General features: G+C 69.5%; 37 protein-coding genes and 2 pseudogenes. 36 read left to right on the top strand and 3 right to left on the bottom strand.

Translation table 11 applies throughout. The annotated features are described in order from the left end of the window. The first annotated feature begins 300 nt into the window (after positions 1 to 300). The 6 genes from ACFPIH_RS45755 to ACFPIH_RS45730 all read left to right on the top strand — a co-directional run bounded on the left by ACFPIH_RS45755 (position 301) and on the right by ACFPIH_RS45730 (position 2964). Positions 301 to 786 carry a single-stranded DNA-binding protein gene (locus tag ACFPIH_RS45755; protein WP_381184892.1) on the top strand — a complete coding sequence of 162 codons (486 nt, stop codon included), beginning with the start codon at positions 301 to 303 and terminating at the stop codon, positions 784 to 786. A gap of 161 nt (positions 787 to 947) precedes the next feature. Then, a complete protein-coding gene (locus ACFPIH_RS45750) occupies positions 948 to 1229 on the top strand; it encodes a hypothetical protein (protein ID WP_381184890.1) in 282 nt (93 codons plus the stop codon). Positions 1230 to 1315: 86 nt separating this feature from the next. Further along, entirely contained in the window at positions 1316 to 1582 is a 267-nt protein-coding gene (locus tag ACFPIH_RS45745; protein WP_381184887.1) for a hypothetical protein, read from the top strand. A gap of 5 nt (positions 1583 to 1587) precedes the next feature. Continuing rightward, complete coding sequence (locus tag ACFPIH_RS45740) at positions 1588 to 1947, top strand: hypothetical protein (RefSeq protein WP_381184885.1); 360 nt, start codon at positions 1588 to 1590, stop codon at positions 1945 to 1947. Then, on the top strand, positions 1944 to 2183 hold the full coding sequence (locus ACFPIH_RS45735; protein ID WP_381184883.1) for a hypothetical protein: 240 nt from the start codon (positions 1944 to 1946) through the stop codon (positions 2181 to 2183). The genes ACFPIH_RS45740 and ACFPIH_RS45735 overlap by 4 nt, the downstream gene beginning before the upstream one ends. A 463-nt stretch (positions 2184 to 2646) precedes the next feature. Beyond that, a complete protein-coding gene (locus ACFPIH_RS45730) occupies positions 2647 to 2964 on the top strand; it encodes a hypothetical protein (protein WP_381184880.1) in 318 nt (105 codons plus the stop codon). A gap of 48 nt (positions 2965 to 3012) precedes the next feature. Here ACFPIH_RS45730 and ACFPIH_RS45725 read toward each other — a convergent pair whose 3' ends face one another. Beyond that, a complete protein-coding gene (locus ACFPIH_RS45725; RefSeq protein WP_381184877.1) occupies positions 3013 to 3201 on the bottom strand; it encodes a hypothetical protein in 189 nt (62 codons plus the stop codon). A 336-nt stretch (positions 3202 to 3537) separates the two neighbouring features. Between ACFPIH_RS45725 and ACFPIH_RS45720 the strand changes: the two genes are divergently transcribed. The 19 genes and pseudogenes from ACFPIH_RS45720 (at position 3538) to ACFPIH_RS45630 (ending at position 15042) form a co-directional block, all read left to right on the top strand. After that, positions 3538 to 3822 (top strand): hypothetical protein, encoded by a 285-nt coding sequence (locus ACFPIH_RS45720; protein WP_381184875.1) that lies wholly within the window; start codon positions 3538 to 3540, stop codon positions 3820 to 3822. Positions 3823 to 4387: 565 nt separating this feature from the next. Next, entirely contained in the window at positions 4388 to 4810 is a 423-nt protein-coding gene (locus tag ACFPIH_RS45715; protein WP_381184872.1) for a hypothetical protein, read from the top strand. 5 nt (positions 4811 to 4815) lie between these two features. Then, positions 4816 to 5253: a hypothetical protein gene (locus ACFPIH_RS45710; protein ID WP_381184869.1), complete on the top strand. Its 438-nt coding sequence runs from the start codon at positions 4816 to 4818 to the stop codon at positions 5251 to 5253. Positions 5254 to 5302: 49 nt separating this feature from the next. After that, positions 5303 to 5470, top strand: a complete 168-nt coding sequence (locus ACFPIH_RS45705) for a hypothetical protein (RefSeq protein WP_381184866.1) — start codon at positions 5303 to 5305, stop codon at positions 5468 to 5470. Positions 5471 to 5614: 144 nt separating this feature from the next. Continuing rightward, a complete protein-coding gene (locus ACFPIH_RS45700) occupies positions 5615 to 6157 on the top strand; it encodes a hypothetical protein (RefSeq protein ID WP_381184863.1) in 543 nt (180 codons plus the stop codon). Beyond that, on the top strand, positions 6154 to 6384 hold the full coding sequence (locus tag ACFPIH_RS45695; RefSeq protein WP_381184860.1) for a hypothetical protein: 231 nt from the start codon (positions 6154 to 6156) through the stop codon (positions 6382 to 6384). The genes ACFPIH_RS45700 and ACFPIH_RS45695 overlap by 4 nt, the downstream gene beginning before the upstream one ends. Positions 6385 to 6396: 12 nt before the next feature. Then, positions 6397 to 6777 carry a hypothetical protein gene (locus tag ACFPIH_RS45690; protein WP_381184858.1) on the top strand — a complete coding sequence of 127 codons (381 nt, stop codon included), beginning with the start codon at positions 6397 to 6399 and terminating at the stop codon, positions 6775 to 6777. 247 nt (positions 6778 to 7024) lie between these two features. Further along, positions 7025 to 7780, top strand: a complete 756-nt coding sequence (locus tag ACFPIH_RS45685) for a hypothetical protein (RefSeq protein ID WP_381184856.1) — start codon at positions 7025 to 7027, stop codon at positions 7778 to 7780. A gap of 113 nt (positions 7781 to 7893) precedes the next feature. Beyond that, on the top strand, positions 7894 to 8967 hold the full coding sequence (locus tag ACFPIH_RS45680) for a hypothetical protein (protein WP_381184853.1): 1074 nt from the start codon (positions 7894 to 7896) through the stop codon (positions 8965 to 8967). A gap of 237 nt (positions 8968 to 9204) precedes the next feature. Next, positions 9205 to 9450, top strand: a complete 246-nt coding sequence (locus ACFPIH_RS45675) for a hypothetical protein (RefSeq protein WP_381184850.1) — start codon at positions 9205 to 9207, stop codon at positions 9448 to 9450. After that, entirely contained in the window at positions 9447 to 9686 is a 240-nt protein-coding gene (locus tag ACFPIH_RS45670) for a Rho GTPase-activating protein (RefSeq protein ID WP_381184848.1), read from the top strand. Before ACFPIH_RS45675 ends, ACFPIH_RS45670 begins: the two co-directional genes overlap by 4 nt. Next, positions 9683 to 10429, top strand: coding sequence for a hypothetical protein (locus ACFPIH_RS45665; RefSeq protein ID WP_381184845.1), 747 nt, complete (start codon positions 9683 to 9685; stop codon positions 10427 to 10429). Before ACFPIH_RS45670 ends, ACFPIH_RS45665 begins: the two co-directional genes overlap by 4 nt. Beyond that, the gene (locus ACFPIH_RS45660) at positions 10422 to 11333 is read left to right on the top strand and encodes a hypothetical protein (RefSeq protein ID WP_381184842.1); all 912 of its coding nucleotides are present in this window, start codon (positions 10422 to 10424) and stop codon (positions 11331 to 11333) included. Before ACFPIH_RS45665 ends, ACFPIH_RS45660 begins: the two co-directional genes overlap by 8 nt. A 156-nt stretch (positions 11334 to 11489) precedes the next feature. Beyond that, entirely contained in the window at positions 11490 to 11855 is a 366-nt protein-coding gene (locus ACFPIH_RS45655; protein WP_381184839.1) for a DUF6197 family protein, read from the top strand. After that, a complete protein-coding gene (locus tag ACFPIH_RS45650) occupies positions 11855 to 12025 on the top strand; it encodes a hypothetical protein (RefSeq protein ID WP_381184836.1) in 171 nt (56 codons plus the stop codon). Before ACFPIH_RS45655 ends, ACFPIH_RS45650 begins: the two co-directional genes overlap by 1 nt. A gap of 542 nt (positions 12026 to 12567) precedes the next feature. Beyond that, complete coding sequence (locus tag ACFPIH_RS45645; RefSeq protein WP_381184833.1) at positions 12568 to 12852, top strand: hypothetical protein; 285 nt, start codon at positions 12568 to 12570, stop codon at positions 12850 to 12852. A gap of 33 nt (positions 12853 to 12885) precedes the next feature. Next, positions 12886 to 13221 (top strand): annotated as a pseudogene (locus tag ACFPIH_RS45640) (histone-like nucleoid-structuring protein Lsr2). 78 nt (positions 13222 to 13299) lie between these two features. Next, positions 13300 to 14193, top strand: coding sequence for an AcrVA2 family anti-CRISPR protein (locus ACFPIH_RS45635; RefSeq protein WP_381184831.1), 894 nt, complete (start codon positions 13300 to 13302; stop codon positions 14191 to 14193). Between the two features lie 321 nt (positions 14194 to 14514). After that, on the top strand, positions 14515 to 15042 hold the full coding sequence (locus tag ACFPIH_RS45630) for an SMI1/KNR4 family protein (protein ID WP_381184829.1): 528 nt from the start codon (positions 14515 to 14517) through the stop codon (positions 15040 to 15042). An 18-nt stretch (positions 15043 to 15060) separates the two neighbouring features. On the opposite strand, the pseudogene ACFPIH_RS45625 reads toward ACFPIH_RS45630, so the two are convergent. After that, positions 15061 to 15388 (bottom strand): annotated as a pseudogene (locus ACFPIH_RS45625) (phosphotriesterase family protein); the annotation flags it as partial. Next, a complete protein-coding gene (locus ACFPIH_RS45620) occupies positions 15357 to 15584 on the bottom strand; it encodes a hypothetical protein (RefSeq protein WP_381184827.1) in 228 nt (75 codons plus the stop codon). The pseudogene ACFPIH_RS45625 and the gene ACFPIH_RS45620, both read right to left, overlap by 32 nt. 17 nt (positions 15585 to 15601) lie before the next feature. Between ACFPIH_RS45620 and ACFPIH_RS45615 the strand changes: the two genes are divergently transcribed. From ACFPIH_RS45615 to ACFPIH_RS45565, 11 genes are all read left to right on the top strand, one after another. Beyond that, complete coding sequence (locus tag ACFPIH_RS45615) at positions 15602 to 15823, top strand: recombinase (protein ID WP_381184825.1); 222 nt, start codon at positions 15602 to 15604, stop codon at positions 15821 to 15823. A gap of 321 nt (positions 15824 to 16144) precedes the next feature. Then, complete coding sequence (locus ACFPIH_RS45610) at positions 16145 to 16603, top strand: hypothetical protein (protein ID WP_381184822.1); 459 nt, start codon at positions 16145 to 16147, stop codon at positions 16601 to 16603. A gap of 117 nt (positions 16604 to 16720) precedes the next feature. Next, positions 16721 to 17011 (top strand): hypothetical protein, encoded by a 291-nt coding sequence (locus ACFPIH_RS45605; RefSeq protein ID WP_381184819.1) that lies wholly within the window; start codon positions 16721 to 16723, stop codon positions 17009 to 17011. 197 nt (positions 17012 to 17208) lie between these two features. Continuing rightward, entirely contained in the window at positions 17209 to 17673 is a 465-nt protein-coding gene (locus tag ACFPIH_RS45600; RefSeq protein ID WP_381184816.1) for a hypothetical protein, read from the top strand. A gap of 64 nt (positions 17674 to 17737) precedes the next feature. Then, entirely contained in the window at positions 17738 to 18328 is a 591-nt protein-coding gene (locus ACFPIH_RS45595; RefSeq protein WP_381184813.1) for a hypothetical protein, read from the top strand. A gap of 274 nt (positions 18329 to 18602) precedes the next feature. Further along, on the top strand, positions 18603 to 18860 hold the full coding sequence (locus ACFPIH_RS45590; protein ID WP_381184811.1) for a hypothetical protein: 258 nt from the start codon (positions 18603 to 18605) through the stop codon (positions 18858 to 18860). Positions 18861 to 19072: 212 nt separating this feature from the next. Further along, entirely contained in the window at positions 19073 to 19816 is a 744-nt protein-coding gene (locus ACFPIH_RS45585) for a hypothetical protein (protein WP_381184808.1), read from the top strand. 384 nt (positions 19817 to 20200) lie between these two features. Then, positions 20201 to 20446: a hypothetical protein gene (locus tag ACFPIH_RS45580; protein WP_381184806.1), complete on the top strand. Its 246-nt coding sequence runs from the start codon at positions 20201 to 20203 to the stop codon at positions 20444 to 20446. A 205-nt stretch (positions 20447 to 20651) separates the two neighbouring features. Beyond that, entirely contained in the window at positions 20652 to 20858 is a 207-nt protein-coding gene (locus tag ACFPIH_RS45575; protein ID WP_385878885.1) for a hypothetical protein, read from the top strand. Positions 20859 to 21102: 244 nt separating this feature from the next. Next, the gene (locus tag ACFPIH_RS45570) at positions 21103 to 21495 is read left to right on the top strand and encodes a hypothetical protein (protein ID WP_381184800.1); all 393 of its coding nucleotides are present in this window, start codon (positions 21103 to 21105) and stop codon (positions 21493 to 21495) included. A gap of 42 nt (positions 21496 to 21537) precedes the next feature. Further along, entirely contained in the window at positions 21538 to 21870 is a 333-nt protein-coding gene (locus tag ACFPIH_RS45565) for a hypothetical protein (protein ID WP_381184798.1), read from the top strand. Positions 21871 to 22227: the final 357 nt, after the last annotated feature.

Here is a 22227-nt window from a genome sequence, read left to right as displayed (position 1 = left end):
GGGTGGAAGCCGAGCTGCGGGACATCCGGGCATCACGTCGGGGGTCTGGTCGGGGGAGTGGCCGGTAATTCAGCGAGGAGGGCGAGTCTGATCGGCGAAGCCGATTCGGGACTCGGAGTGACAAGGCATTCGATCAGCACGGCTGATTCGGAAGAAGCACTGAAAGAGGACATCATCTGATCAGCGAAGCTGATCCGGATGGTGGCATGACAGACAACTGAACATCTCAACAACCCACCCAACTGCGCGCGGACGACGACGTCGATCCGGGCGCTGCGCCGTATTCAAGGAGAATCCGCCATGTCGAACCCGAACAGCACCGCATCCGTCATCGGCCGCCTGGCGAACGACCCGAAGGTCTTCGAGAACAAGGACGGCTCCAAGAAGGTCATGCTCACCGCCTTCGTCGACCGCGGCTACACCGACCGTCAAGGCAACCGCATCTCCGACGCGCTGCCCTTCGAGGCATTCGTCCGAGCCGAGACGCAGGGCACCGGGCCGTTCGCCCACGTGCACAAGGGTGACCTGGTGGGCCTCAGCTATGAGCCCCGCCTGAACCGCTACACCAAGAACGGTGCCGAGGTCTTCGAGGTCAAGCTCGAGATCCAGAACATCTCCTTCCTGGAGTCCCGCGCCACCACCCAGGCCCGCCTGGCCGAGCGCGTCACCAAGGCCGAGGCCCAGAACCAGAACCTGCAGGCCCAGGCTCCCGCCCCGGTCACCGCTGCTGCGCCCGTCGCCGTCGCGCACGCCAGCGCCGTGGACGAGCAGCTGCCGTTCAGCTGAGCCATCACGAGCCACAACTGAATACCGAGAACCGAATACAGCGATCCCCGGTGATGGAGCCTGCCCCGCTCCGTCGCCGGGGATCTTCTTTTTCCTTCCGCTTCATGTCATCAAAGAAGGGCTCAGCGCGGCTGATCCGGATCTGGCGATGAACAACATCCTTGTCACGGCTGGAGGTCAGCCATGAGCGCTGTAGCAATCCTGCAGGAGACCCTGCCGTTCGACTTCGAGGCTGGCACCTCTCGGACAACGACTGGGACGGCGACGAGTACCTGCTGCTGTTCTTCGTCCTCCAGCGCATGGCGTGGCTGCTGTCGAAGCAGATCACCGTCACCGAGGCCGACGAGCCCGCCGTCCGCGCGTTCCTCGTCGACTGCGCCGCAACGATGCACGCCACCTGGAAGCCGATCCTCACCCCCGCCGCTGCCCGTCCGGGTGTTTGAGGCTGCGGCCCCCACACAGGCCGCTGGCGGCTCGCAGGCCTAGTACCAGCCGCCGGCCACCGAACCCCATCACGGAAGGACCCCCGATGACCGGCACCACCGAAACCGCCCGCGACCCGTTCGGGCCGCCCCTGCCGACCGCCGAGGAAGCCACTGCCGCTGGGCGGATGGGCTGGAACCTGCGCTGCAACTCGTGCGGCCGTTACGGGGCGACCTGGATCCCGAAGATGCGGCCCGGCTGGGGTGCGCTTGCCCTGTGTCACCCCCATGAGCGGGAGCTGTACGCGATGCAGCGGCGTCACGCCGACGAGCTGGGCGCCTTGACGACCGTCAACTTCGAGCAGGACCGGTGACCGCCATGGCCAACGCGACTGCCCGTGACCGTCTGTTCGCCTTGATCGCCAGCATTCCCGGCTCTGGGACTGTCGACTGGTGCGATCCGGCGCGTGCCCTGCTCGACGAGATCGCCGCCGCTTCCGGTCGGGCCGCGCTGCTCCACGAAACCGCCGACGCGCTGGAGCGGATGCGCGGCTACCCGGTGTTCGTGACGCCCGAGGAACTGGTGGCCGAGCTGCGTCGTGTGGCCGCCGAGAGCGGGTGCGGGCATCCGGCGGACGAGCACAGCGTGTACGGCTGTGCCGACGGATGCGGCTGCGAGTGGATGCCCAAGCGGCCCGTTGTCGTGGAGCAGCCCGACACCCGGGAGGCGCGGCCGTGACCCGCCCGCTGCTGTGCACCAAGTGCGGCAGCCCCACCGGGGTCGCCGAGGACGTGACGGCCCACTGCGACTGGGGGCTCGCCGTGGTCGACGAGCAGGGCACGGTCCGCCCGGCCAAGCAGCACATGGACTTCTTCAAGGGCGAGCCCGTCCGCGTCCGGGCGGTGTGCAGCAACGACGCTTGCGGCCACCAGTGGACGCTGCGCCGCCGCTTCGAGCCCGAGGCCGCCCCGTGAGGACGTTGCCCGCCTACCTCCTGGTCGCGGTCGCCGCCTGCATGGCCGCAGCCGGGGTGTTCGCGGTCGCGCTGCCGGTGTGCGGGTGGATCGACTGGCGGGAACGACGGCGTGGGGCCCGTGCGCGGGCCTCGGGTTTGGTCTCGGCCAGCTCGCGGCGGGTATCGCGTTGATGGGGACGTCGGAGCTGGCGATTCTCGTTGGTCTGCTGCTCTCCGCCCGGGTGTTCGGGCCGCGGTCCGTGACGCAGGTACGGCAGGAGGTCCACAACCATGCGTCCTGGTTTGGCCGGAACACCACCAACCTGTGAGCCCTCTGCCACACTGGGAGCAGTTGCCGGGCCGCACCTGGCAGATCGAGAGCCCCGCCGGCTTCCCCGTCTGGCGGGGCTTTCGCCATTCCCGGGCCTGGCTGTCGGTGCCGGCCGCTACGATCCCGGGCACCAACTGTCCTTGGGGGGACCATGCGCCGCATCTCTGCCGCCCTTCTGCTCGCCGCCTGCCTCACGTTGGCCGGCTGCTCCGGTTCGAGCAGCGACGACAAGCCAGCCCCGACGCCGACCACCTCGGCCACGCCAGCCGCCTCGACGGAGAAGCCGCTCGCGGATCAGATCGCTGCGTGTACGGACGCGATCGCCGCGGGGAGCGATGAGGGGGAGGGGGCGCCGGAGTGCGCGGATCTGTCGTCGGACGACTACTTCAAGGCGTTGCAGGACGCGAATCAGCGGGGTCGGGATGCGTTGCAGTCCGCGATCGATTCGGCGTCGGCCGCTGCACGGTAGGCCGGACACGGTGGAGGCCCCGCTCCGGGTGGTCGGGCGGGGACTCTGTCATGCGGTGGGCCTGCGTTCCCGGATCCGGTCCTGGACCATGAACGCCACCGCCACGCCCGTCGCAGCAGCAGGAACGACGGCGAGCACGGCAGCCCAGCCGAGCCACGAGTCCGGGCCGACGACCAGTGCGGTGATCGCGCAGGCGACCGCGGGGACGACGAGGCCGGTCCAGAACATGCCCTTCATGCGGCGTTCGTCGGCCTCCCGCTGCTGCTGCCGGGCGCGCTGGGTCGCTCTATAGCGAAGAAGCCCGTCAGGCGGACGTCGAGCTGTGCAAGGCCTACTTCTTCCGCTGGGCCGGCGCGTTCGGCTCCGGTCGCCCTGCCGAGCAGCCGATCAGCTTCGAGGAATTCCGGCCAGCCGCGAGGCGGCTGGCCCAGTGACGCTCATGCCGCGTCGGCCCGATCTCCTGGGCACCTACCAGCAGGCCGCGAGACGCTCGCCGCCGCTGATCCGACGCTCACCGCCGTCGCCGGCCTCTACGTCGACGCCGTCAGGGGAGAGCGCGAGCACTGGTGAGCGGTGACGCCCGACGGCGAGATCGTCGACCCGACCGTCGAGCAGTTCCCGACCGGGCACGTCCCAGAGCTGCGCCACTACGTCCCCTACGACGACGTCTACCCCTGTCCCGGATGCGGCATCGCCATCGCCTGCGAGGACGCAGCCAACGCCGTCGGCTTCTGCTGCGGTGCGTGCGAGGGCGGCCCCGTCGGCATCCCCATCGGCGTCTGCCAATGCCGGGATGTGCGAGAGGCGAGCAGCGCTCCGCCGAATGAGATCAGCACAGTTGATCCGGGCGAGCACTGACAGGCCACCACAGACTTCTGCACGGAGCGGTTCGAATCCGCAGTGCGCTGGTTGATGACCGGCGTGCGCCAGTCGGCACACCGTGCAGACCGACCGCGGAAAAGGTTCGATTCCTTCAGCGCTGTAGCTGATCCCTGCGGCGCGTCCCTGGAGATCTCCGCGGCTCCGGCTTCCCCAGCACCCCGGTGCGCGCTCTGCCTTTGGGCAGCAGCTGCGCCGGGGTGCTGTGTTTTTTCTTCTTCGTGGCTCGCCTTGCTCGTCCCGTGAAGGCAGTGAGCACAAGGGATCAGCGGAGCTGATCCGGATCTGGCGTTGAAGAACATCCTCGTCGCGTCAGGAGCCGAGCCATCAACTGCCCGAACTGCGCCATCGACATGGAGTCGAACGCCCATGGCGTCCGCGCCGGCGAGAAGGCCGAAAAGGTCACGCACACGTGTTCCGAGTGCGGCTACAGCGAGACGCGCTGACCAGCGGCTTGTTCGCCCTACCTCTCTTCTTCTCCTCCTCTTCTGCTGTGATCTCGAAGGGAACCACGCCGATGAACACGCTCCAGACCATGCCCGGCTTGCCCATCATTCTCATCGTCTTCGCCGCCGCCCTCGCGACGATGGGACTCGCCTTCCTCCTGCCGGACCTGATCGGACGGAAGCCGAAGGCCAACAACCACGGCAGCAAGACCGAGCAGCGCGTCCGGCCCGCTGTCGGCAGCTACGTCCTCCTCGCCGAGCCCAGCGGCTACCTCGAGTACGAGTTCGGCGCGGTCCCCGGCAGCATCGGCATCGTCGTCCGGCATTCCCGGAGCGGCGTTGACGACACCGGGGTGTTAGTCCACTGGCTGACGAAGCCGGACGACCTCGTGCACCAGGACCTCGCCGCCTTGGAGGCCGCACGCATCCACGGCGTGCGCTGCGAGCTCGAGGAGCTCGCCTTCTTCGAACCCATGCCGGCGGTCCGAGCCCAGCGCAAGCCACTGACCAAGGAGCACTGACCGCCATGAGTTTCCTCAGCCGCATCGGCTTCATCGAGACCGAAGAACAGGAGCGGGCCCGGCTGGCCCAGGCCCCCGAAGGCTCGATCAACCACTACCTGTCCACCCTGCCCGTGACCATCGAAGAGTGGCCCAAGGACTTGCTCGTCGAGCTGCCGTGGGAGCCACCGCACACTGACCGGCCCTACCGCGTCGTCGTGGTGCCGATCGAGTTCCGGAAGGACGCTCTGCCTGAGGGCGTCGAGGAGGAGCCGCTGCCGCGCAAGCTCCACTCCGGCTCCTGGATGTGTGCTGTGGTGTTCTCCGACCACCCGAGCTACCCGGTCGGAGGCTTCCGCATCGTTGTCCCGGCCGCCGAGCTGGCCCGCAGCCGGAAGATCGACCTCGCTGGGGCCCTGGTCCCGGTGTCGTCCGAAACGTCCATCACCATGCCCAAGGAGTAAGGCGAGGTTGTGATGCGGGCCGCCGCCGGCACTCTCGTCATGCTCGGCCGTGAAGTCCTGGACGCAAGAGGGTGTGCTCTCGTGCGAGCAGCGAGGCGACGAGAACGGTGAAGTCCTGCACAGGATCGTCGTCGACGTCCAGGCGATCGACCACGAGAACGAGAACGAGGTCACACCCCCATCCCCCCGCGCGCTTGCCACCCCGGGCGGCGGCTGACCTTCCCCCCACGGCCGCCGCCCACCCCACTGGCCAGTCCGGGCCGCCGGCGCCCGCACCCCGTATCACCAGTCCGGCCGTCGAGGCCTGCGACGGGCAGACCGAACTCCCGCTGTACGACCAGCCCACCCTTGGGAGCATCTGATGACCATCACCGCCCCCCGCGCCGCGCAGCTCGCCGAGTCCCGCTACCGCAACGGTTTCGGGCCCACCGTTGCCGAGTCCTGGGAGGAGATCTCCGACAGCCTCCGCGAGTTCCTGATCAGCGAGGCCGCCAGTTGGCTGGGTGCCGCCGTCGCTGCCGGGATCGCACTACCCACCACCGAAGACCTCGCCGCCGCCGACAACCCGGCCCAACTCCGGTGGGGCCTGCACGACCTCCTGTGGGGCGACGACGACCATGTGATCGTCCTCATGTCGGGGCCCGACGGGGAGCCGTACTGGCTGGAGTTGGAGCCGGAACGCGCCGCCGTGCTGCGGCAGGACGTCGCCGGGCCGCCCGCCGAGGACACCGGCGAACCCGCGCCCGTGGTGCCGTGCCGCACCCTCACCCAACGCGAGTACACCGCTGCGTGGCATGCCGTCGAAGGCGCTGCCGGCGAGGGGGGCGCCGACCCGGCAACGGTCCTGAACGCGGTTCTGGACCGGCTCGGCATCAAGCCGCCCGTGCCCGGAGGCGGTCGGTGACCGCCTACTCGCTCGGCACCGCGATCTCCTGCGACGGACATGACGAGCAGACCGACTGCCCGGACAGCGCCGCCGTCCCCGCCAGTTTCAGGTCGCTGACCGCCCGGGAGGTGCGCGCGGACGGGCGCGCCCTCGGCTGGGCGTACCGGCTGCGCGCCGGCCACATGGTCGACGTCTGCCCCAGCTGTGCCGCCGTCCCGAGTGAAGTGCCTCAACCTACTCGCTAAGGAGACCACCAAGTGACCACCGCAGAGCGCCTCCTGGCGCGCCTCCGGGAAGCCGGACTCGACCTGCCGGAAGGCTCCCGCCTCGACCGCGTCTACCCCAGTCGAGCCATGCGCACTGAGGGCGCCTGGTCCTGGGCCGCATTCGGACCTGGTGGTCGTGAACTCCGGATCGGCTCGCAGTACAGCATGACCCAACTGCTTCAGGCCGATGCGCTCGACGTCGCCCCGATCCAGTCTGGCGCAGTCGGCAAGGACATCGACGTCATCCCGGCCAAGGCCTGCCAGCGCTGCCGGTCAGCCACGACAACGGGGTGCCGGATCTGCCACGCCCCGCTCTGCGGGTCCTGCTTCACCGACCACCACCACGAGGGCTACGGCACACCGACCGACTGAACCACCGCATACCGCACACCGCACCAAGGGGGACCCGTGCGTCCAGTGCCCCCACTTCTAGCCGCCGGCCATCCACAGGAGCGGGAAACCCGATGCGCTCCTACGCCACCGCCCAGCAGATCGGCGACCGTACAACGCGCGGCCTGACCGGCCAGGGCGCCTGACACCCCAACCCCTTTACGGCGCCCTGCACCTGGGCGGGGCGTCCACGGCCACGGAACCCGAACCAACCCGAGGAGAACCCCGCATGTCCACGCTCACCGCACGCCCCAGCCTCACCAAGACGCACCCCGCGTACGACGGCCACACCGGCGCCATGCTCCGTGACGCGCTCGAAGCACTCGGGATCGTGCACCACGTGGACCAGCCGTGGCGCGGGCTGCCTACGGAGTACCTGGTGTGCAGCGTGCCGGGGCGTGCGCGGGTGTGGATCCACTGTGTGGCCGACCCGTCCGCCCGCACCCCGGAGGGCCGCCGGTTCGCCGATCACTACGACCTGCCCACGGTCGCACTGTGGGCCGTGGCCGCCATGGTCACCGACGACGAGTCAACCCGTCGGGTGTTCAACGGGTTTGGCGACGAGCACAAGCCCAGGGCGAGCGCGGGCATGCAGGCCGGGCAGTGTGCTGCCGCCGTGGCCGACCACTTCGGGCTGACGGTGCCGGAGCCTGAGTACACCTGTCTGCACTGCGCGCGCGTTATCCAGTGGATCGAGGCCGACGGGCAGGGCGCTTGGCACGACTCGTCCAACTGGAACGGGTGCGTGGACGGCGAGAGCCTGCACGCCCCGGAGCCGCTGTGCGGCTGGTGCGAGGGCTACGGGCTGATCGAGGTCTTCGACGACTCCACCGACGCCCTGAAGGGGCACTCCACGTGCGACAACGCGCCGTGTGTCGCCCGGCGCATAATGCGCAGCGATCAGGCCGAGCGCGAGCGCCAGGCCGCGCAGGCGCAGGCCGCCGCGCACGAGTGCACCGGCACCCTGTGCTGCCCCCCGTTCTAGCCCTCATGGCGCCCCGACCCTGCGGCGAGTGGGGGGGGGTCGGCCGGTTGAAGACCGGCCGGGGGCACTCAGCACACACCCGACCACGGCAGCAACCCGAGAGGAAACCCAGCATGACCACGCAGGCCCGCAGCATCGTTTGGGAGACCGTCGAGCCCGAATACACCCGGTACACGCCGACCAACGGCAAGAAGCCCGACGGCGCCGACTTCGGCGTTGACGGCTGGCTGTTCGCGCTGCCCGGCGAGACGCTCGGCGGGGTCCGGTTCCCGCAGGCCATGTACGCCGTCTTTCAGGTGATCGAGCGCGGCGCGCTGTTCTGGAGGGTGCGGGAGGTGGGGGGCGAGCGCAGGCAGGTCGGATCCGACAGCACGAAGCGTAAGGGCGCGCTCGCGCTCGCGGTGAACGCGGTTGCCCAGCAGCGGGAGAAGGCCGCCGAGGGCGGCGAATGTTTCCAGGTGTCGGCCACCATGACCGAGCGGCTGGAGCGGATGCGTGCGGGCCAACTCGCCGCCCTGCCGGCCGTCGCGGAAATCCGGATGGCGTACCCGCTCGCCGGTGGGGGCGCCACGCTGCGGCTGATGACCGCCGAGGGCAGCACGACCGAACGCCACATGATCCCGCTCACGGAGCGGGGCGCTGCCGGTCGGGAGAACGACCCCGCCGGTATCTACCTGGATGCCATCACCGACGGCGCGAACACGGAAGGACTGTTGATCGCGGCCGGGTGGCACCTGATGCGGCTCGGCTTCAACTACGCGCGCGGCGCGGCCTGGGCGCCGTACATCGGCAGCGCGAGCAGCGAGGTGCAGTGGAAGGAGTGGGCGCCGATGCTGCCCGAGGGGCACCGGTGGCCGCACACGGTGCGCGTCGCCATCACGGCGACGGCCGAACACCTCGCCTACATCGACCGCGCGTACGGTCCCGCGCCGGAACTGCCGGACCTTCCGGCCGGTGTGAGCGCGCACCCGTCCGGCCCGCGTTCCTGGCAGGTCAGCTACGCCAACCGCCGGTTCTGGCAGCTCTCCTACTGGCCCCGGATGGGCGGCGACATGTGGACGCTGTACGCCGATCCGGCCCGCACCAAGTCCCTCGCCAGGGCTGCGAGCCCCGGCGAACTCCTCGCCACCATCCCCGCCCGTGACGCCGAAGCGCAGGCCCGCGCGACGGCCCGCAAGTGCTACTGAGACGGCCAGTACCAGGCCCCCATCACACCCGACCCGGGCCGTGAGCACGACTCCCGCCCGCCGGAGCCACGTACCTCACGCCGGCACTCGTACGCCATCGCCGCCTAAGGCAGCCAGAGCCCCAACGGCCGGCTCGCACACCGGCAGCCGGGGCCCCGCGGCCAAGCCGCGCGATCCACCCACACCATCCATGAACAGAAGGACAGACCGTTGTCCCCAACATCCCAGAAGCCCGCCGTGACGGCGTTCGCCGAGACCGCCGCATTGTTGGCCGTCATGAACAGCGACGACGCCAGGGCCCGCAGCATCGTCGCGGACATGTTCCCGAACGAGCGTGCCGAGTTCGCTGAGCAGTTGGACCGCCTGAGGGCGATGCTCGCCGACCGGTTCGGCAACGACATCGGGCCCAGCTCGACGCCGCGTGCGCAGGTGCTCGACGGCGAGGAGCGTTTCCTCGGCCGCCAGTCCGGTGGCGCGTCGTGACTCTTCCGATCGCCGCCGTGGACGTCCCCACCCCGCTGCTGGTGCAGCAGCTGGCCGCCGCCCGTTTCGAGGAGGCCGCCGACCGCACGCACTCCCTGTCGGATCAGCTCGCGTTCCACCTCGACGCCTGGCTGGTCACACACCCGGACGACGTGAAGGCCGCCACAGCCGAATACCCCAACTGGCCGGCCGAGTTCGCCGCCATCAAGACCCGGCACCGCGGAGGTACGGCGTGAGCAACTACCCGGAGATCGCCCGCCACTTCGAGAACGACTTCGCCGAGGCGACCCTGACCGTGCAGCGTGAGGACGGCCTGTACCGGCACGTCGAGTTCTCGGCCCCGAAGACGATGAACCGTCTTCTGCTGGTGACGTGGCCGTACAACCTGGTGGTGGCTGGCTCGCACGGCTCGTTCCACTTCGAGCGGTACGGCGCCGACACCGAGGACATGTGCGACTGGCTGCGCGGCACGCGGGTCAACCCGTCGTCGTGGACGTCGAAGCTGGTCAACGGCGCCGACTCGGTCCGCGAGTACGACCGCGACCGCCTGGAACGGCAGGTGAAGGAGCGGGTCGAGGAGGCCGCCGGCGACGGCTGGGCCCCGGACGGCCTGCAGGCGGCCGTCCGCGAAGAGATCCTCGATAACCACCTCCTCGACACCAAGGACACGGCGTTCCAGCTCATCAGTGAGTTCCAGCACGGGATGACCTACCGCTCCGAGTGCTCGTGCGGCCTGTCCGAGGATTTCAAGGGACACGACTCCTACAGCTCCGCCGCCACCTGGGAGTTCTACAAGCACAAGGCGGACGGCAAGAAGCACAAGGTCAAGGTCCGACAGACGGGCGGCTTCGACTTCGACGACTTCACCGAGTGGAACGTCGACAAGCTGAACTACCACTTCGTCTACCAGTGCCACGCCGCCGTGTGGGCCATCGCCCAGTACGACGCCGCCCGGAAGGCGGTAGCCGCGAATGCCTGAGATCAAGCCCGACCTCTCCGACGAGTCCCGCTGTGTGTCCGTGCACTGGAACCTTCCCGTGCAGTGCGTCCTCCCGCGCTCCCACCGGGAGAACTGGCATGAGGCCTGGCACCCGCAGACCGGGAACCGGCTCCGCTACCGGCGCTCCATGGGCGCCTGCGTCACCGAGGAACTGAACGACGGCTGGCGCGACCTGCAGATCCCCCCGCCAGGCGGCTACTGCAACGACCAGTACGTCGGCTGGCATGCCGGTGAGTATAGGAGCCCGCCGAACGTCCTCTGCACCGGGCAGTACGGCCACGGCTGGAACCACGGGGCGGTCGTCGACGGCTGCACCTACTCGTGGAACACCCCCATCCCGAAGGGGATCACGGTCGATCAGCTGACGCGTGACGTGCGGCAGCTGCGCGGCATGCTCGTCGAAGCTCACACCCGCATCGGCAATCTGGAGAAGGACGCCGCCGAACTCGCCGCCCGTGCCCGTCGTGTGGCCGCTTCCCACAGCGCCTACATGGACGACTTGGTGCCGGGCGCGGAGGCTCTGGCCGCCCAGTACGAGCTGATCAACCGCCTGGCTGTCACGCCGGTCGAGTCCGAGCTGCCGCTGAACCCGGTCGAGCAGGCGCTGCGCCTGGTGCTGGCCCGCCTCGACGAGTGGCAGGACGACATCACCCCCGGTGAGATCCGGTCCGTCATCGCCGAGGCGCTGCCCCGCACGGACCTGTCCGACAAGCGGCGCCGCATCTACATCGACGGCCACGACCATGCCTGGATCGACGCCGGCCGCGACCCGCAGAACGGCGAGCAGGACATCGCCGGGATCAGCGACCCGTGGAAGGTCAAGGCCGCCGCCGACGTCCGCGCCGAGGCTGGCTCGCTGCGGGAGATCGGCAGGTGCTGGTGATGGCCCGCCCGATCTCCGACCTGGACGTGCCGGGGACCGTGCTGCAGCAGCGGATCCGGGCCCTCGTCGCCCGGCAGCGGATCGACCGAGCCGTCGACCAGCTGCGCAACCTCCTCGCCCCACCGACAACACCACCCCGAACGCCAAGGAGGCGTGATGGAGCTCGCCGACATCTACCTCAAGGCCGCGCAGGTCATCAAGTCCAACGGCCACGCCAAGGGCGACTTCTACAGCATCCCCGAGGGCGTCGTCGGTATCACGCTGGACCGAAGCGAGTGGCTGGTCTGCGCCCTCGGTGCCCTGGCCGTCGCCACCTTCGGTGACCCGTATCCGCCCCCCGAAGACGTGGAAGGGCACAACGAGTTCGCCGCGGCCGCTGCCCACCTGAGCGCTCGGATCAACTACGACGCGGCACCGGGCGCGGGGCCGATGGAACGAGTCGCGGAGTGGAATGACGCCGACGGGCGCACCCCAGCCGACGTGATCGCCGTGTTCGAGCGTGCCGCCCGCGAGGTGGCGTGATGGCCTCCCCTACTCAGCACGCCGACGTGGTGGAGGACGCGCTCGACCGCGTGTGGACGGAGGCCCACCCCGAGTTCGGCCCCGACGAACCGGCGTGGACACCGGGCCAGGTACGCGAATACCACCTGCGGCTTGACGCTGCCCGCTTCGACCCCGAGGTGGCCGCATGATCCTCGACTTGCCGCCGATGCCGGCGGAACCCCTGCCCAGCCCGCCGGGGCCGGGGCCGCCGGTGAGCTGTGCCCCAACGGCCAGCCCCGCTCGGAGTGCTCCGAGAGCGACCCATGCGAGCCCTGCTGGCAGGATCAGCAGGAGGAGGGCGACGCGATCGAGGCGGTGGCCGACCGGACCTGGTCGGCCCGGCAGGCGCCGGCACCCACGGCCTGCGCCGGCCGGCGGGGGCGGGGCCGTTGGCGGGAAGAGGAGTTCGAATCCCCCACCGGGCACCAACCAGACCAGGGGCCTCCGGCCACCACACCTCTTCTCCAAGAGGTCCCGCCCATCTTCCTGACTCGATCAGGTTCTCCCCGCCATCACCACTCTGTCTTCTCCGGTGGAGAGGGCCCAACCGGCTCAGGAAGCCGGAACCGCGGTAGGCAGGTACCTATGCCAACCGATTAAGGAGTGGGCCTCACACGGCATCACGTGCAGGATCGCTCCGGGCTTCAAGTGCCTCAACGGGTACGTACGGCTCCCCGAAGAACTACGGACGATGGATCGCATCCCGCGAGACATCTACGTACCCCGCCACGGCCTGAATCACGGCCCTGATGACGATGGGTGGATCGGCTTCGACACGCTGCACGCGTGGGACCACTGGCCCATCGACGAGATCGCGTCACACATCTCTGAGGACGAGGTCATGGTCCTGCGCTTCGAGCATGAGCACTTTCGGAGCGAGGCCGACCGAATTGAATGGCCCTTGGACAGGCTGATGGAGGAGACGGAAGCACTCGCGCTGCGGGTCGCTTCGTACTCCATCACGTCGCGGCTGTAGGGCCCCTAGCACAACAGAGGATCGGCAAGGAACGTGGCACAGGAGGTTCAGGTTCTGCTGGTCGATGACCTGGATGGCAAGGAGGCCGACGAGACCGTCGCCTTCGCGCTTGACGGGAAGACCCACGAAATCGACCTCACCACCCCCAACGCGGACAGGCTCCGGGGAATTCTGGAGCCGTACACCGAGGCGGGACGGAAGCTCTCAGGTCGGCGCGGCAAGCCGGCTACCAAGCACGTCGAGATCGGTGCCGACTCGACGACCATCCGGGCGTAGGCCAGATCGAACGGCTGGCCAGACATCGCCAGCCGCGGTCGTGTGCCGGCCGAAGTCCGCGAAGCCTTCGATAAGACGAACAAGGGCAAGTAGGCCCAGACACAGCGAGAGAGCCCTGCCGGTGGTCCGGTGGGGCTCTCTCTCGTTGTCCTGAGAGAGGAGAGAGCAGAGATGGAACAGCGCACCGACAAGAAGACGCTGGAACTGGCCAGAGAGATGGTCAACGCCATGGCGTCGCACATCCAGGGAGGTGTGAGCAGGTACCCGGCTCTGAAGGAGTTGGTGGCGTACCTGACGGCCGGCATCAAGGAGGTACCGAAGGGTCTGATCCCGGTCCGTCCCCACGATCGCCGCGAGATGTCGGCGATGGGTCGTGACGCCGCGATCCACGAGCTGTGGAGGGGCGGCAAGACGGTTCTCGCGATGGATGAGTACCTGCTGGCCACCCTGTCGGAGTCGCCGGCTGAGCTGCCGACGGCTGTGGTGAGGGGTCTGAAGTACAGGAACCCGCTCATCGTCCTCAACACCCCGGACGTCTCGGACGAGGACACGCAGTACTACCGGGAACAGATCGGGATCCCCCTCGTCGCCTACACCTTCGGACGGTGGGACGACGGGGAACTCCTGTGCTCCACGAACAATGACCGGTTCGAGGACCTGGGCGTGATGTTCGTGGGATACATCTCGACCCCCGAAGGGCTGGCGCTCCAGACACTGCGGTGCACGGTGCCGCTCGGAGCGGAGTCCACGACGGTCACCGACGCCGTCGCCCGCACAGTGAGCGGCTTCCACTTCAACGAGGACCTGGGCGAGCGGGACATCCCCCGGCTGGCGACGTGGCTGCGCAGGTACCTCACGCAGGTGCTGCACACCGTGTCGTACGCCGGCAGCAACCCCGAGGACGCAGAGGTTTACCGCCCGCCGGTCAAGGCGGCCGGCAAAGGCAAGAAGGCCCGGCGACCGCGGCAGGAGGACGTGACCGAGTTCGTGAAGCTCGGCGCCAACCTCAGCCGTGAGCTGCGGGGTCTGAGGGAGTCCGAGCGCTGGTGGAGCGGTACCGAGTAGGTGACCGGTTCGGTGCCTGGACACTGCTGGAAAAGTTGCCGCCAGTGAACAATAACCGCAGGTGGAAGTGTGTGTGTAACTGCGGCGTTGTGAAGACGGTGATGGCCGCCAACCTCACCACCGGGAGCAGCACACGGCGCGGGTCATGTGGTGCGAGAGAGCGGGAGAAGCGTAAGAGCCAGGGCTAATACTGCAACTTTTCCGGATTAAGAGGCACCCACCCCGTGCACGAGGCCCTGGCCGCGGCGGCGAAACCGCGCGCCTCCGTGGACATCTCCGTCGGCCAGGGCCGTTGTCAGTGGCGGCGGCTAGCCTGCGGGCATGATCGAGACGACCGGTGACGACCGCCGCTTCCCGCCCGCCCTGGCCGCCCTCGCCCAGGTGGAGTTTGACTACGACAACGGCGAGGGCATGGACTTCGAGCCCTACGACGCCTTCGACTCATCCGAGGAGACCACCGACTGGATCCGCAACTGGACCGGCAACCACGAACTGGACGGCGACGTCTACCGGGTCTTCGGACAGGACGGCACCGGCGGCCTCGTCGCCCTGTGGCGTGTGCGCCCGGGCCGGCCCCTCGCCGAACAGCCCGTGGTGTTCCTGGGCTCGGAGGGCGAGCGTGGCGTCGTGGCCAGAAACCTGTCCGACTTCCTGTGGCTGCTGGCCGACGGCCTCGGCCCGATGGAGGTCGTCGAGTACGAGCAGCGCGAAGCGCGACCGAACCCGGCATTGGCCGAACTCGCCGAGCGCCACGCCACCACGGCGCGCCGACCCGCCCGGGACATCATCACCGAGGCACAGGCCGAGTTCCCGTCCTTCTCGGAAGACCTGGACAAGCTCTGCCGCTGACGCGGTCCGCTCTCGCGCTCAGCGCCGTTCGACGGCGAACGCCCGGCCGGGCTTCTCGGTGAGGACGCGGTTCATCAGCTCCTCACCCAGCTCCAGCGCGAGCCGCGGCCGCGCTCCGCGCGGCAGATACGGCATCCCCGGACCGCCGTCGACCGACCGTGATCCGGCGGCCAGACTCGGCGGCCCGCCGCTGCACCACGAGGTCGGGGGAGCGGTTGAGGTGGCCGAGGATCACACGCTCCGGCGGGACACCCAACTCGCCGCACAGCAGGTCCAGTACGTCGAGTGCGCCCGTGTCGACGACTGACAGTTCTTCATGATTCTCCTGGGATGATCGGCATACCCAGGGGTACCGGGGTGCGGTTACGGGTCCGGGTGAGTCGGTCGAGTGAGGCGAGTTTGTTGCGCGCGGCTTCGAGGCTGATCTGGAGTCCTTGGACCTCGCCGAGCCAGCCGTTGACGCGGGCCTCCTCGATGCGGTCGCCGAGGTTTCGGATGATCTCTTCCAGTCGTTGCTGCTGCTGCAGGTCGACGCGGAGCATCGGACACCGGATGCCCGATGTTGCAGGTCAACCCGAAGATGCTGCCGCGACTCGCGGAGATCGAGAAGGACCTGATCCTCCGCCGGAAGCGGGCCGAGGACGAGCAGTGGCTCGGCGAGATCGAGGGCATCGACATGACCTTGACCTTCGTCCGCACCAAGCAGGCCGACGCGGCCCGGACCGCCCGCAGAACCACAGTCCTGCTCGGCCTCCCCGGCCCCCGCCCCTCGAACGGGTGAACGTCGCTGGATTTCCGTCCTGCCGACCGGCGCGGCCGGAGGAATGTCCGAGCGTCGTGTTCTACTGATCAGAGTGTGGTCACTCCTGGACCAACAGGCATATATGGGGGGTGAGTTAGTGTCGTCCATGCTGGAGACCCTTGTCGCCGGCGCCACGTCTGGCACATTCGTCGCCGCAGCGGCAGCCAGGTATTTTGCGTTCCGGATCGGGCGCCGAGAGGCTGTCCGCAGTCGGCAGCGAGGGATCATCGTCGAGCTGGTTCGTGGTCTGCGAGCCGGGGAGGCCCCGCGGGACCTGGGTCGACTCGGAGGGCCGGGCCGGTGAACCGAGACCGCGGGGATCAAGAACTTCGGGACTTCTATGAGCTCCTGATACGGCGGGCCGATCTGAACGGCCCCGGCAAGGCCGCACTCCTGGAGGCCTGGAACGCTGAGCAGCAGCGCAAGCACGAGCGACTGCAGCGGGCAGATGAGTGGAAGCGTCAGCGCTTCGAGACTGTGATGGGCTTCCTCGCCCTGATCGCCCTGCTCCTCACCACCGTCTGGCTGACACAGAAGGGGCACGAGTGGGTCGCAGTCGCTCTCATCCCCCTGACGCTGGTGGTGGTTGCCAAGTTCCTCGGTCGGCCAGTAACCGCGTCGGAGGCGAACCTCGTCGGATCTGGGGTCACGGGCGCGTTTCGTGGGCTTCGGCAGAGCCTGACTGGTGCGGCACCCCAGCCTGGGCCTGCCGTTGGCTCGGCACCGATCACTGGTCCGGCCAGTCCGCCAGTTCCATGAGGGCAGTGCGAAGGCCGGGACGGAGGAATCTCCGTCCCGGCCTTCGCCGCGTCTCAATGATTGCTCTCTCCTATTTCCAGCACCAAGCGAGCCCTCGAAGAGCCTCGGCTTGACTTGGTGCAGAGAAGCACCCTGCCGCCGAACCGGTTCCTGCCCTGCGGCTGCTGCCCGCACCAGGTCTGCGAGGACTGTGAGCGCTGCGCCCACACGTGCGAGTGCAGCACCGGCGGAACATCCGCCCAGCCCGCCCAGCCCGCCCAGCCCGCCCAGCCCGCCCAGCCCGCCGGTGAGCTGTGCCCCAACGGCCAGCCTCGCCCGGAGTGCTCCGAGAGCGACCCATGCGAGCCCTGCTGGCAGGACCAGCAGGAGGAGGGCGACGCGATCGAGGCCAGCATGGGCCTGCGCTGAACCCCGCCCCACGGCCTGCACCGACCGGCGGGGCGGGGCCGTTGGCCTGATCTCGCAGGACGGGCTCGGTGTCGCCGGGGTGCACCGAGCCGCAAGGACGGCGCCGTAACGCCCCCGCCCCCCGGTGCAGGCCGACCCGAACGGCCGACCGCCCGCCGGTTCCTTGCACTCCGCGGAGCCCCCGTCGGCTGAGCATGATGCTCGCCGGGCGGAAGTCTCTCTTTTTCTGCCTGATCAGCGGAGCTGATCCGGTCTGGTCTTCAGGGCATGAGCGCCCGTGCACGGCGCGCGGCAAGGCGACCCGCGTCGCGGCGGTCGCCGAGCTGCACGACGGCAACGCCCCTGAGGCTCCGGCTCCGGCGGAGTACCGCAACGGCGCGGGTGGCACTCTCGGGCAGACGGAGGCCGCGCCGGTCGAGGCGGAGGCCACCCAGGAGCAGGAGACGGCCGAGACCGCGCGCACGGAGGCCACGGCGGAGGCTGCGGCCGGTCGGGCCGCCCCCACCCCAGAGGCACGGCCCCCGCGTGCCCGGCGTGCCCCTCAGCGACGGGTGAGCCCCGAGCGCCGTATGGCGATCAGCGCCGGTCTGGTCCCCGCCCCTCCGCACGGACCAGGACGCACCGCTCTTCTGATCCACCCGCGCCGCCCGGTAGGCCGGTAGGCCGGTCGAGCCGGGCCGCACGCACTCAGCCCCACCCGCACCCCATCGATGTGAGAGGTACACCATGACTTCCTGGCCCCACGACCTGAGCAAGACCGCCCCCGCCGCCGCCGAGCGCACCGGCACGATCCTCAAGGCCGCGCTGACCGCGCACGGCGTCACCTTCCGCGTGGCCAAGCCCTGGCGCTCCCTGCCCGGCGCCTCCCTGGTGACCACCGCCCCGGGCCAGCCGGACGTGTGGATCGACGCGTACTCCCACACCACCGGCCCGGCGGTGTCCGGCTACGACGTGCCACTGGCCGGACTGTTCGGCATCAGTGCTGTGATCACCGACGACTTCAACACCCGTCACGTGCACTGCGACTTCACCGAGGCGCCCGCCGACATCACCGACCCGGCCGCCGCCGCCGACGCCATGGCATCGGCCGTCGCCGCCCACCTGGCGGCCTATCCGTCGCTGACCGGCGCGCAGTGGGTCACCATCGCCTCCCACCCGGCCAGCCGCACCGAGTACCGGGAAGTCGTCACCGCACACGGCACATGGGCGCACGCCTCCTCCCCCACCGGCTACACCACCGGCCCCAGCCTGGACACCGCAAGCGTCTGGGGCGCCTACCAGCGGCGCGTGGCCGACCTCACCGCCGAGACCCGCTGAACCCGCGACCGGCCACCCCTTCCGCTGGCGGCCGGTCCCCCCCCGAGGAAGCCGCACAGCGCTGAGCCGACTTCACCCGCGCACAGGACACGCTCGACGCGCAAGTGGCCTCCGGCAGCCTCCCGGCAGGCAGCCACGCCACCCTGGGCTCCAGCCAGGGGACGCAGCCGTGCACCCCCCCGTCAGAGCCCGGTGGAGCATCCAAGCGACGCACGCCGGCCGGACCCGCATCCCCCGGCCCCTTCAGGGACGGGACTACCGAAAGGACAACCCCGTGGACCTCTCCACTCCCGTCACACCGCCGCCGCTCCCGGCGGCCGATCCGGACGACTTTCCCGCCTACATGCGCGGCCAGGTGCGCGACTGCACCCAGCGGGAGGAGCACCCGGGGCACGGGATCACGCTGCGAATCTGGTCGGAGGGCGACCGGGATGTTCGGTGGGACCTGTACCAGTACGGCCCCCGTGTCGGCACCTACCGGACCGCAGGCGGTGCACGGCGCCGGATCGCCCGCCTGATCGCCGCCGCCTGATCTCTCCCCCCCCAACATCCGCCCGCCCCAGCACGGGCGGGCGCCTCCCAACTCCCGAGAGACCCGTCGACAGGCAGCAGGCCACGGCGAAGAATGCTGCCCTCGCCCCCCGGCCGCGAGGCCCCAGCCCGGGGCGACATGGCCACCGCCGCCAGCTGACACTCCTCCACGCACACCCACTGGGCCCCACTACGCAGCGAAGGACCCCCGCCGTGGACAGCGAACCGATCTTCCCCACCGGCACCCCGCAGCACGACGCGCGGATCTCATGGAATGAGGCTGTGGTTCATGCCGCCCGGCAGGCGGCCGCCTACCTCACAGCCGCCTTCCCCAACCTCGAACCGGCCACCGGCCCCGACCGGCAACTGCGCTATGACCGTCTGGAGTTCGACCTCCCCGGATACGGTGCCGGTCATCTCCTGGTCGACGACGCATTCCAGGTCACGATCGACGCCACCGGCCTCGTCCGCGAGGCATGGAGCGAGCTTCACGACGCGCTCTTCCCTCACGGCGGACACTTCACCAACCCCGAGGGCGAGCCCCTCGACCTCATGCGCGCCGAACCCGGCGAGTACTACGGGGAGTCCGAGGAACGCGACGCCGAAGACACGCTGACCGTCGCCGCGGACCGGACGGCCGAGCTTGCCCTCGACCGGATCGACATCGACCGGGCCGCACACGCCCTCACCGCGATGACGCTCGGTATCGAGCGCACCCGCGAGTCGGTGTGCACCCGCTGCCACGTGTTCTACTGGCGCCACCACAGCGGTGACCCCGATGCATGCGGTTCGTTCACGCACGCCTGCGGCCTGTGCCAGGAAGCGCGTACCGAAGCGACCTGCGCGCTGCTGAGCGGTCTCGACTGCGACGGCCCCGCCTCCCACCGGGACGACGACGGCGACGAGTGGGACCAACTCCTACCCACAAACGCGCACTCTTGGAGCGACCTCGCCTGACAGCCCCACCACCGCCCAGGACCGCGCGCCCTGTGGCTGCTCCACCCTGACCCCGCACCGCGCCCCGGCCTCGCCCTGCACCCTCTGGCGGGGCCGTCCGCACGCCCACCCCCGCACCACCTGACCCCCGAGCCCCGGCCGTCGCGATCGCGCCGCGGCCAGGGGCAGCCCGCTCACCGCCTCTCCGCTTCCCGGCGTAACCGCCGGGCCCCCGACCCGGGCCGGGGCGCGTACGCCCCACCCTCACCGCACCCCAGCCTTCCCCGAGCACCCGAAACCCCGGCGTTGCGGCATTAACACCTGCGTCGTCCACCGTTCCCTGTTACCCGAGCCACCCCCTGGAAGGCCCCCGGCACCGCAGCCGTCCGACTGAAAGGCCACCCCGTGGGCTACACCCTCTACCGCGACCGTGCGAAGCCCTCCGAGACCGACCAGGAGATGTGGAACAGCCCGCTCAACACCTACCTGCGCGAGCAGCTGATGGGCCGGGTCGGGACCATCTGCACCCTGCCGAACATGATCCGCCACGTGGAAGCGATCGGCGCTCTGTGGTGGCAGTACACGCACCCCACCCAGGCGACCCTTGGCGCCATCCGCTTCATCAACGGCGGCATCGTCGCCCCTCGCTGACCCCCCTGATCGACACCCCCGAACTGTTCACCACCGTGGCGGTCGAAGGCCTGCGCTCCTGGCACACGCTCCTGGCCGCCGACGCCTCCCGACGCGCCAAATACGGAGACGACCACGCCGATCTGCTGCTGCCCGGCTTCTCCGCGAGCACCTCTTCGAGCAGGAGGGCACCCACTGTGCCTTCATCGACGGCACCCGGCGCACTGTGCCCGCCGGGACCGTCGTCGCCATGCTCGTCATCGACCGCATCCCGATCTGCAGCCCCCCGCAGCACTTCGGCCTCCCCAGCTACTCCGACACCAGGACTCGCATCGCCACCACCGACTACTTCCGTCAGGCCGACGCCATCCAACAGGGCTGGAAGAAGGCCGCCTACGACGCCATACAGCAGGAGCACCCCACCACCGGCTGAACACCCGACCCCGGCACCCTCGTACGCCGCCGCTCCGGCGCCGAGCCCCACGCCGCCCCCCGCTCATCCTCCTCGACCGGCCACAGCTACGCCCAGTCCAGCCCGACCCCCGCCCTGCCACGGCAGGACCAGGGGTTGGCTCATGTCCCGGCCCCGCCGGTTGCTCTAACCCCCGCGCCCCGGACCGTGTGGCCCGCCGCACCCCGCCAAGGCCCGGCTCCGCCTCACACGAAAGAGATTCGTCATGACCGTCGACGCGTTCACCGCCCCGTCCCGCCCCTCCCGCCCCTCAACCCGGGCCGCACTCCAGCGCGCCCGACGCCGCCACCGTAAATACACAATCGCCTACGCCGGCAGCGACCTGACCGGCTACACCATCTACCGGGTCGTCGCCCGCGCCCTCTCCGAGCCCGGCACCGACCACCTCCTGACCCAGCTGACCGACGCCGAACTCGACTGGACCACCGTCCGCGCCCTCAGCCCCGACCACGCCCTGCGCCTGGCCACCGCCGAGCTGGCCGAGCAGGTCCGCGAGGCATGGGAGACCACCGTCGTCGCCGACGGCCTCCGCGACCTGGGCATCGACCTGGACACCGCGCTGCACGCCAGCGCCGTGACCATAGCCGTCATCGACTAGCGCCCCCTCCCCGAGCAACCAGCGGCCCCGCACCCCGCGGGGATGCTGGCTTTCCCGTGCCGCACGACGCTGCGCGCCTATCTGAACGGTGAGCGGACTCCCGGTCAGCGACGCCAGGCGCCGGACGCGTTCGTACCGTTCCTGCCGTACTGCCGGCAACGGCTCGCAGACGACCCTCACTTGTGGGCCTCGACGCTGTTCGACGAGGTGACCGCGCTCGGCTATCAGGGTGCGTACTCGACGTTCACGCGGGCGCTTCGCCGCAATGCCAGGGACGACGAGACGCTGCCCGAGCACACCCTGTTAACTGAACTAGTTGGACTCTTTCTGCAGGTCAGTGACCTTCACGAGGTTCAGACGTTGAGTCCTGCGTGACGGAGCTGAGTGGATCGGATCGCGACCTGGCGGCGTTGGTCGTGCCTCGTGTCGGAGGGCTTGAGACGACCGGCGATGTCTGGGATCCGTACCGTTTGATGGATGCCTCGGGCTCGGTCGTGGAGTCGGCGAGCCTGTACTTCAAGGACCTGCTGGCTACTGGGAAGTCCGCTGCAACCGTCCGGTCGTACGGACACGACCTGCTGAGGTGGTGGCGCTTCCTTCTCTGCACTAAGAACTCCTAACTAAATGGCGCTTATCCCCTTGGAATGTGCGAGCCTGACGGGTTGTTGGCTTGCGCATGAGGAGGGGTGAGCAGTTGCCGTGGATCGTGTCCGATGAGCTGTGGGCGCGGAT

This window comes from Streptomyces vulcanius (genome assembly GCF_042653945.1).
GTDB lineage: Bacteria > Actinomycetota > Actinomycetes > Streptomycetales > Streptomycetaceae > Streptomyces > Streptomyces mangrovi.
This window is presented reverse-complemented; position numbering and strand designations above follow the sequence as displayed.

Coding starts and splice junctions, on each gene's coding strand:
- ACFPIH_RS45755 (WP_381184892.1), top strand. CDS start 301: ATGTCGAACCCGAACAGCACCGCATCCGTCATCGGCCGCCTGGCGAAC.
- ACFPIH_RS45745 (WP_381184887.1), top strand. CDS start 1,316: ATGACCGGCACCACCGAAACCGCCCGCGACCCGTTCGGGCCGCCCCTG.
- ACFPIH_RS45740 (WP_381184885.1), top strand. CDS start 1,588: ATGGCCAACGCGACTGCCCGTGACCGTCTGTTCGCCTTGATCGCCAGC.
- ACFPIH_RS45730 (WP_381184880.1), top strand. CDS start 2,647: ATGCGCCGCATCTCTGCCGCCCTTCTGCTCGCCGCCTGCCTCACGTTG.
- ACFPIH_RS45725 (WP_381184877.1), bottom strand. CDS start 3,201: ATGAAGGGCATGTTCTGGACCGGCCTCGTCGTCCCCGCGGTCGCCTGC.
- ACFPIH_RS45710 (WP_381184869.1), top strand. CDS start 4,816: ATGAGTTTCCTCAGCCGCATCGGCTTCATCGAGACCGAAGAACAGGAG.
- ACFPIH_RS45700 (WP_381184863.1), top strand. CDS start 5,615: ATGACCATCACCGCCCCCCGCGCCGCGCAGCTCGCCGAGTCCCGCTAC.
- ACFPIH_RS45685 (WP_381184856.1), top strand. CDS start 7,025: ATGTCCACGCTCACCGCACGCCCCAGCCTCACCAAGACGCACCCCGCG.
- ACFPIH_RS45680 (WP_381184853.1), top strand. CDS start 7,894: ATGACCACGCAGGCCCGCAGCATCGTTTGGGAGACCGTCGAGCCCGAA.
- ACFPIH_RS45660 (WP_381184842.1), top strand. CDS start 10,422: ATGCCTGAGATCAAGCCCGACCTCTCCGACGAGTCCCGCTGTGTGTCC.
- ACFPIH_RS45655 (WP_381184839.1), top strand. CDS start 11,490: ATGGAGCTCGCCGACATCTACCTCAAGGCCGCGCAGGTCATCAAGTCC.
- ACFPIH_RS45650 (WP_381184836.1), top strand. CDS start 11,855: ATGGCCTCCCCTACTCAGCACGCCGACGTGGTGGAGGACGCGCTCGAC.
- ACFPIH_RS45645 (WP_381184833.1), top strand. CDS start 12,568: ATGGATCGCATCCCGCGAGACATCTACGTACCCCGCCACGGCCTGAAT.
- ACFPIH_RS45635 (WP_381184831.1), top strand. CDS start 13,300: ATGGAACAGCGCACCGACAAGAAGACGCTGGAACTGGCCAGAGAGATG.
- ACFPIH_RS45630 (WP_381184829.1), top strand. CDS start 14,515: ATGATCGAGACGACCGGTGACGACCGCCGCTTCCCGCCCGCCCTGGCC.
- ACFPIH_RS45620 (WP_381184827.1), bottom strand. CDS start 15,584: ATGCTCCGCGTCGACCTGCAGCAGCAGCAACGACTGGAAGAGATCATC.
- ACFPIH_RS45615 (WP_381184825.1), top strand. CDS start 15,602: ATGTTGCAGGTCAACCCGAAGATGCTGCCGCGACTCGCGGAGATCGAG.
- ACFPIH_RS45600 (WP_381184816.1), top strand. CDS start 17,209: ATGCTCGCCGGGCGGAAGTCTCTCTTTTTCTGCCTGATCAGCGGAGCT.
- ACFPIH_RS45595 (WP_381184813.1), top strand. CDS start 17,738: ATGACTTCCTGGCCCCACGACCTGAGCAAGACCGCCCCCGCCGCCGCC.
- ACFPIH_RS45570 (WP_381184800.1), top strand. CDS start 21,103: ATGACCGTCGACGCGTTCACCGCCCCGTCCCGCCCCTCCCGCCCCTCA.
- ACFPIH_RS45565 (WP_381184798.1), top strand. CDS start 21,538: ATGCTGGCTTTCCCGTGCCGCACGACGCTGCGCGCCTATCTGAACGGT.